At 59.2% G+C, this 6083-nt stretch carries 8 protein-coding genes and 1 pseudogene; 5 read left to right on the top strand and 4 right to left on the bottom strand.

Going from position 1 to position 6083, the window contains the following annotated elements:
• The 4 genes from DDF70_RS34995 to DDF70_RS34980 all read left to right on the top strand — a co-directional run.
• Positions 1 to 381 (top strand): DDE-type integrase/transposase/recombinase (locus DDF70_RS34995; RefSeq protein WP_162820894.1); only part of this gene is annotated, 381 nt, incomplete at its 5' end.
• Between the two features lie 238 nt (positions 382 to 619).
• A complete protein-coding gene (locus DDF70_RS34990) occupies positions 620 to 1015 on the top strand; it encodes a response regulator (protein ID WP_162820893.1) in 396 nt (131 codons plus the stop codon).
• Between the two features lie 133 nt (positions 1016 to 1148).
• Complete coding sequence (locus DDF70_RS34985; RefSeq protein ID WP_114949108.1) at positions 1149 to 1448, top strand: hypothetical protein; 300 nt, start codon at positions 1149 to 1151, stop codon at positions 1446 to 1448.
• A 98-nt stretch (positions 1449 to 1546) separates the two neighbouring features.
• On the top strand, positions 1547 to 1786 hold the full coding sequence (locus tag DDF70_RS34980; protein WP_114949107.1) for a hypothetical protein: 240 nt from the start codon (positions 1547 to 1549) through the stop codon (positions 1784 to 1786).
• Positions 1787 to 1821: 35 nt separating this feature from the next.
• Here the strand turns inward: DDF70_RS34980 and DDF70_RS34975 are convergent, their stop codons facing one another.
• On the bottom strand, positions 1822 to 2310 hold the full coding sequence (locus DDF70_RS34975; RefSeq protein WP_114949106.1) for a hypothetical protein: 489 nt from the start codon (positions 2308 to 2310) through the stop codon (positions 1822 to 1824).
• Between the two features lie 295 nt (positions 2311 to 2605).
• Entirely contained in the window at positions 2606 to 2920 is a 315-nt protein-coding gene (locus DDF70_RS34970; RefSeq protein ID WP_114949105.1) for a hypothetical protein, read from the bottom strand.
• 380 nt (positions 2921 to 3300) lie between these two features.
• Between DDF70_RS34970 and DDF70_RS34960 the strand changes: the two genes are divergently transcribed.
• The gene (locus tag DDF70_RS34960; protein WP_114949103.1) at positions 3301 to 3600 is read left to right on the top strand and encodes an integration host factor subunit beta; all 300 of its coding nucleotides are present in this window, start codon (positions 3301 to 3303) and stop codon (positions 3598 to 3600) included.
• Positions 3601 to 3947: 347 nt separating this feature from the next.
• On the opposite strand, the pseudogene DDF70_RS38560 reads toward DDF70_RS34960, so the two are convergent.
• Together DDF70_RS38560 and DDF70_RS34950 are read right to left on the bottom strand one after the other, a co-directional pair.
• Positions 3948 to 4178: pseudogene (locus DDF70_RS38560) on the bottom strand (DDE-type integrase/transposase/recombinase); the annotation flags it as partial.
• Positions 4179 to 4577: 399 nt separating this feature from the next.
• Positions 4578 to 6014 (bottom strand): IS1182 family transposase, encoded by a 1437-nt coding sequence (locus DDF70_RS34950; protein ID WP_114947838.1) that lies wholly within the window; start codon positions 6012 to 6014, stop codon positions 4578 to 4580.
• Between the last annotated feature and the right edge of the window lie 69 nt (positions 6015 to 6083).

The raw sequence follows: 6083 nt of genomic DNA, 5'->3' as shown, positions 1-6083 counted from the left end.
CAGACACGCCGTGACACCAAGGCCGCCAAGCGCTTGCTGAAGCGTCTACTGAAGAAGCAGGGCGTGGCACCCAAGCGCATCATCACCGATAAACTCGGCTCTTACGGAGCCGCCAAGCGAGAGGTTATGCCAGGGGTCGATCACTGGTCGCATAAGGGCCTGAATAACAGGGCCGAGAATTCGCATGTTCCGTTGCGAAAGCGAGAGCGGGTGATGCAGGGCTTTCGCGCGCCGGGAGACCTACAGAGATTTGTCAGCGTGTTCTCTGCTGTCCGCAACCTCTTTGTTCCGCCACGTTCCCGCCGCTCCGCCCATGCCACCCATCTTCACCGCCTCACCGCCATGGCGGAATGGAAGTCCGCGGCCAACATTGCTGCTTGAGCCTGTCTGGCGGGCAAATTGGCCTTAAAGCGCTTGGCGGCAGTTAACGTGACAACGCCCTCCCTCCTTATCAGTCCGCGACTTAGGACAATGAGGTCCTTAGCCATAGTGAACGCTCCCTCGCCGGATGTCTCTGACGAGGGAGTTCTTTTACGCGCGCGCCTGAAGCCGCGCAGCTCAACTGAGGTGAATGCCGGCTTCTCGGCTCTCCTTTAGCGGTGAGCTAATGAGCATAGAAATGACCGATCAGCCCTGCTGCCTTGTCATTGAGGATCAGGCGCTCATTGCCATGTCGATCGAGACCTATCTTGAGGAGGCCGGCATGGTCGTGCAGACCGTTGGCTCCACGACCGAGGCACGCGTCTGGCTGGAGGCCAACACGGCTGACGTCGCCATTGTCGACTTCATGCTCAAGGATGGTCCGGCGACAGAGCTGGCACGGGAATTGAAGAGACAGGCAATCCCCTTCTTGATCTATTCCGGATACCCTCGGTGCGAGAGTATGCCTGCCGTACTTCGGAGGGCACCTTGGCTCGAAAAGCCCACCAGCCGTGAGGACTTGATGAAGGTGGTGGTGAAGACGCTCATGGCCGTGTCAGGACAGACGCCGCCCACTCCCAAACTTCGTTCCTGACTTCCTGTTCTCAGTACTCCCTCGAAGTTCGGGGAACACCCAACATGGAAGGCGGGACGCTCTGTCGCCTCGCGGGCAGAGGCGAAACCGACGATGGACGCGCTTATCCCCGCACTTTCGAAGTTGTCTAATAATGTTCGCCCCCGCTCCCACCAAGGACAACGAGCCCGAGATGCTCGATGCCTCGGACACTCTGGCCAGAGCGGCCGGAAAGCTCGCTGCTGGCAACGTAGGCGCAGCCTGTGTTCTGGGACGGATCGTGGACGATCCGTTCACCGGTGCATTGATCCTTTTAGACATTGAGAGCATGGGCCTGCGAGGCGAGGAAATCTGGCTGCTTTATAGCGATGTGCACGCCATGGACCTGGGCAGGTTCATCGAGGATGTGAAGGTCCAGGCCCGCAAGGCCAGTCGGTTCAGAGACTGGTCCTAAGCGTCATCCTCACAGCCCCACAGTTTCGTAAAATCCCCGGTTGGGTCAAAAGCGTAGAGCCATGGCCCAGCGGGACGTAATCGGCTAGCCGGCGCAGTATGACAAAGAGACAAAGGTCAGAGAAACGGTGGAACGTACTGCTCTCGGCACTGACAGGCGCCATCATCGCCATTCTCCTCGCGCCCCTCGTCCACTTTCTCCACGACCATTCGGATCTGACCCCGGACGAGGCGCTCTGGAACCATTTCTTGCCGCGAATGCGCGCTTTCATGGTGGGAGGCGCAATCGTGTTTGGCGGCGTTGCCGCAATCCGAAACTGGCTGAGACGGCGCCCCTAATTCGCAGAGCGGACCTTACGGAACGGAACCTCTGCTCACATCATAACCGCGCCGTGGTCTCGATATCCTGTCGGTTCGACCTGAGCGCTTGTGATGGTCTGGAGCCTATTGGTGCGGCAGGATAGCAAGGGATGTCCTCCGTTGAACTGGAGCCAAGCGCCGTTCCGCCGTTCGAGCCATCCTGTTGCGAAGGCCTCGCCAGCCTCGAACCCGGCATCGTTACGCATCAGCCACTTGCCGGATTCCTGCGAAGGCCATAGGGCGATATGAATCGACAGTTCATCAAATCCGGCATCGCCGACCCATGCGGCTGCTGGTATACCTGCGAGCTCAAACCGATACACCGCACCCTTATTCATTGCATCGGCAGGGCGAAAGTCCTGATCAGCATGAGGCCAGAAGTTACCTTGAGGTTCCAATGTGAAGAGGCCTTGATCAAGACCCGCATTGATTGCCGCAACCATCATGTTCCGCCAGGCAATCGACCGCTCTGATTCAAATACCCTTTGGCTCTTCTGCGGCACTGCACGCTCCTTTGAGGCAGTTCATTGCGAAGACCATATCTGCCCATCAACACGGGTGTTGTGCAATACGGCTGTGTCGACTCGGAATGCTTTCGCAACGACGGGAAAACTGACGAAAGCCAGCAGACCAAGTGCGAGGCAGAGGGTGAAGAGAAGGAGGATTGCGGCGCGTATATCCATGTGCGCCATCTAGGCTCATCTCGCCATGAGAAAACCCCGCCCGGGGTAGAGCCGAACGGGGTCATCTTCAGATCAGGCGTTGAGATAGGCAGACAATTGCCTATCCCGCACCGGACTAGCGGGTGCCAACAGATCCGCCTGCCTGACCACTGCCCTGCGCCTTCAGAGGCAGCTTTTGATCCTTCACTTTGGCTGCCGCGGCATCGGTCGCGGCATCGGCCTTACCCTTCGCATTGGTCACTGCACCCGTCACCGCCGCTGGAGTATTCGAGGACGCCTTGAGGTCCGCGCCAGCCTGAGCCCCGGCCTTGGTATCTCCCGCCTGGATGCCGGTCTGCGCCTGGGTCTTCACGGAAGTCTCCGTAGCACCAGCCTGCGAGGTCACGAGAGCAGCAGCAACAAGAATGGCGGGAACGATCGTAAAGCGCATTTGCAGTTCTCTGTTTTGGTGTTGGCTGTCGAATGAACCAACCCTTCACAGTTGCGAACCTAAACCCCAGCATTTGAATGATCGCCAACATACATGTTCAGGAACGGTACAGAGTCGGAGTCATCAGCCGACATCACTGTGCCACTTGTCTGCCGAGATCCTGAGCCAGCGGCAGAGCAGTGGCACCTGATCAAGAAATGGCTCGCCCGTGGCACACTGAATGTGCATGGCGCTTAAGAGTTCAAGCCGGTGATCAACCCCGTCAATCCAGATAGGCCGGGTAGCGCATTGGGTGGCGGTAATAACCTGTTGCTTGACAGCCTTTCCGTCCTCTGGCACCCCTCCCGAAAGTTGAATTCAATCAATTGCCTAGACAGTAAATGCTTAAATCTGAATTGGTTCTCAAGCTTTCTGAGCAGAATCCGCATCTATATCAGCGTGACATTGAGCACATCGTGAATGCGATCCTCGGCACCATTGCGGATGCACTAGCGCGAGGAGACCGGGTTGAGCTTCGCGGATTCGGTACCTTTGTGGTGAAGAAGCGCGACGCCCGCATGGGCCGCAATCCTCGCACCGGTGAGGCGGTTCCCGTCTCGGAGAAGGCTGTCCCTCATTTCAAGACTGGCAAGGACATGAAGCAGCGCCTCAACCGTCCATCTGCCAGATCCGGCCCATGAGGCTCGTCGGCCTGACCTCGTTGGAAGGAGTGTTCCGGGACGCCAAGCCTCACAAGCAGTTTTTGTTTGAGGCTCGGGGCTCCCCTACTTGGATTGTACCGGACTCGAGGAGCTTTGATCATTTGGGCAGGTGCCTTATGTCTCATCCGCCATGTCAGACCCAAGTCCTTCCTCTGACAAATACGACAATGGGTGTAGAGCAATTCACTATCACAAAGGAAAGAATGCCCTAGATTTTCCGTATGGACATTCGTGCGGCCCTTCTCCTGCTCCTAACTCTCTGCATGGCTCTGGGTCTGTTAACCTTCAATTCAGGATTCTAATAAGCCATTTGAGCCAAACTACTTTGCTGCATTCTTGTCGACGGTGATAGTTCGCGGATTAACCGTGTGAGGCTGCTTCAGCGCCCTCCGGCAGAACCGCCGGGCGGCAGCGACATCCCGCCTGGCTGGGAGCAGAAAAGCAATGGTCTGTCCGGCAGCATCAAGGGCACGGTATAGATAAGCCCGCTTCCCCTTCACACGTATGTACGTTTCGTCCACACGCCACGAACGATTCGTGGTTCGGAGATGTGGGCGATGGGAACAGGTCAGCGCAGATAGTCCCATCCCGGTTGTTTCCGCAATGCTTGGCCGTTTCATAAACGGCCCTCCGCGAAGTTTTGCCGTATGTCATAGACGGGTATAGGACGCAGCGGTCTCCACACCAGGAAGGTCTCACATTGGCACGTTCCGGACGGGGGACGAACGTCCGCTTTGGACCGGAACATCGGACGTTCCTGGCAGTGAACCAATTTCACTGCCTGACCGAGGCTGTGTCAAAACGCAGATCGGGACCGAGTGAGCTCACCTCTGTGATCCTCTGATCGGCTGGAGCGCAGGTGACAACGGCCGTTTGGCTCATCGACAAGGCTGGATGTCATTCTTGCTGGTGTCCCAGCCATCGTGATCAGCTTGGGTGCCTAGAGCGATGCCCCCTCAGGACTGGATTGCTGCCAGCAGCGGCCCTGGTCCGAGGATCGCCAGAACCCGCTTCAGGTTATAGGCGAGCACGTGCAGGCTCATCTCGGTGCGCACCCGCTCCAAGGTCCGGGTCAGGAAGTGCGTAGCACCCATCCAGGCCTTGATCGTTCCAAACGGATGCTCCACCGTCTGCCGCCGCAGACGCGGCGTCTCCGGGGCCCGATCGAGCCGCTCCTGCATCGCATCGAGCACATCCTCATGCTCCCAGCGTCTGACCCGGCGCTCCTTGCCGGGCGTACACTGATCTTTGAGCGCACAGGTTTGGCAGCAGCTGGTCCAGTAGAGATGCAGCAGCATCCCATGCTCGATGGTGGAGCATCGTCGCGTCAGGCGCTCTCCGGCGGGACAGCGATAGGTGTCATCCTCGGGATGATAGACGAAGTCCTGCTTGCCGAAGCGTCCGTCAGCCTTGGCGCTCGAGTTGAGGGTCTTGGGCACATAGGGCGTGATCCCAGCTCTCTCGCAGGCCAGGATGTCCTCGCCCTTGTAGTAGCCTCTGTCCGCCAGAGCCTCCAGGCTCGGCGTGCCCATGGCACCCTGCGCCTGCTGGCCCATCACCGATAACTGGCCCCGATCCGAGCCGCTGTTGGTGACCTCATGTGCGACGATCAGGTGGTGCTGGACATCCACCGCGGCCTGAACGTTGTAGCCGACGATGCCCGTGCCGATGCCCCGGTTGGTCATCGCCCGCGCGTCCGGATCAGTGAGCGAGATCTGCTGGTCGGGAGCCGCCAGCACCTGCTGCTCCAGCTCCCGGAACTGCTGCATCTGCTCTCTGAGCGCCGCGATCTTGTCCTTGATCCGCCCGGCCTTCACCTGCGCCAGCTCGCTCTCCTGCCGATCGGCCGTGTCGAGGGCGGACAGATAGTGTGCGATGCTGGCCTCCACCTGCTCGATGCGCTTGGCGAGCTTGGCCGGCGTGAAGTTCTTGTCCCGCGCGTTGACCGCCTTGAACTTGGAGCCGTCGATGGCCACCACCGCCTGCGAGAACAGGTTGAGCGTGCGGCACAGCCCGACGAACTGGCGGCACACGGCCCGAATGGCCGGTCCATTGTCCTTGCGGAAGCGGGCGATGGTCTTGTGATCCGGCTGAAGCTGGCCGGTGAGCCACATCAGCTCAAGGTTGCGGCCGGTCTCCTGCTCGAGGCGGCGGCTGGACGGGATGCGGTTGAGATAGCCATAGATGTAGATCTTGAGCAGGGCCGCCGGATGGTAGGCCGGGCGGCCCGTCGCCTGTGGGATGACACTCTCGAACCCCAGGGCATGCAAGTCGAGTTCCTCGACAAAGACGTCGATCACCCGCACCGGATTGTCGTCACTGACGTACTCGTCGAGGCAGACCGGGAACAAGGTGCCTTGGCTGCGCTCCTGGCCTTGGACAAACCGCTTCATCGCGATCCCTCCAGTCCGTACTGACCCAACCAGATTACTAGATTCCGCGTTTTGACACAGCCTCGACCC

Source organism: Microvirga calopogonii (genome assembly GCF_003347665.1).
GTDB classification, from domain to species: Bacteria; Pseudomonadota; Alphaproteobacteria; order Rhizobiales; family Beijerinckiaceae; genus Microvirga; species Microvirga calopogonii.
Note: the sequence above shows the minus strand (reverse complement) of the source record. Positions and strands in the feature narration are given on the sequence as shown.